Source organism: Microvirga sp. HBU67558 (assembly GCF_018069605.1).
GTDB classification, from domain to species: domain Bacteria; phylum Pseudomonadota; class Alphaproteobacteria; order Rhizobiales; family Beijerinckiaceae; genus Microvirga; species Microvirga terrae.
In genome coordinates, this window is record NZ_JAGPUP010000314.1 from 1 (window position 1) to 1,226 (window position 1,226).

At 54.5% G+C, this 1,226-nt stretch carries 1 protein-coding gene; it reads left to right on the plus strand.

All coding sequences use genetic code 11. The features are described from left to right. Positions 1–309 precede the first annotated feature (309 nt). Entirely contained in the window at positions 310–1,149 is an 840-nt protein-coding gene (locus tag KBI52_RS01440) for an effector protein NopP (RefSeq protein WP_305797864.1), read from the plus strand. Positions 1,150–1,226: the final 77 nt, after the last annotated feature.

The window sequence follows — 1,226 nt, forward strand, 5'->3', positions numbered from 1 at the left end:
GTGCTGCGGGTGTTTACCGCCTCATGCTCCCGGCGCAAGGGCCGCAACGACCGCCGCTTCCTAGAGGCGCTGCATCACTTCACCATCCACGACATTACCTGGCGGGCGCGGCCCGCGTGTTTCAGAAACTGGAACTCGATCTGATGACGGTGCCTGATTGACTATTCAGGCACGAGCGCTGAATCGAGCTGGGTTTCCTCGTTCGTCCACAGAACGCCCACGTCAGCTTATCGTCAGCTAGGCTGACTACCGTGCGCTGCAGGGCATAACCAGCCTCGAAAATGATTCACCTTAGGAGTGAGAATCCTCATGTACGGTCGAATTGGTGGCATTTCCGACGAGTGGAAACGCAATGGCTTGGCTGACGAAACGGATTCGTGGGCGGCCGACGGCGAGCAAACCCAAAGTTTCTCGGACACATTCGCCAACATGCACTTAGCCGCAGCGGACTCCAGCGCTCGCTCATCTTCGCCAGCACCGGCGTATTCCCTCGTTCCCAAACCTCCTGTGCTGGAGATTGACAAGTTTACATTCAGGGAAGAGGCGAAGGCGTTTCATAGTAAAGAAATAGAAGATATCGCCAACAACCCGCAGGAGTATTCTAATTTCATATCTACGCGAGCCAAAAATGCCGCCGAGATCGCAAAGAAATACGGCACCACTACAGATACAGAACAGGCACGATATTTCAGCTACAAGTTAGGACGCAAAACTGTGGCCCTCCTACGAACGGAGGGCGGATGCCCTATGGATGACTTCGAAGGCGAAAAGTGGCGGGAACTGTTTCCCGGGCGAACTGAGATCACCTCGACTGTCGATCTTCAGGTTGCACATCCGCTTGTCGAGAACGCAGGCGATATTCTGTTGGAATACCAACTTCGGCGCGACGGCGAGCGACCGTTGCTCCTCTCTCGCCCTGGCAACGCGGAAGCAAAAGCCCGCGCGGCTAAGATGGGTTTCGTCGAAGTGGACAATTGCAATATGGTACTTGATCCTACCCAGCATCCTGACAAATGGACGACGAACAGCGCCGGTGAATGGCTGCGTGTAAACAGACCTCAACAATTTCTCTCCAAAATTGAGGAAAGCGAGGGCGGAGATAATCCTATAGCAAGCTCCGGCTACGCGTACGAGGACGACTTTATGTGACGTTAGGGCATGTGGACGGATTGGGACGAGTTATGGGTGAGTGGGTTCCCAAATCAGTCCGGTGATGATTCATGGCG

Bases quoted from the DNA above. Each gene is read 5' to 3' on its own strand.
- KBI52_RS01440 (WP_305797864.1), top strand. From the start codon at position 310: ATGTACGGTCGAATTGGTGGCATTTCCGACGAGTGGAAACGCAATGGC.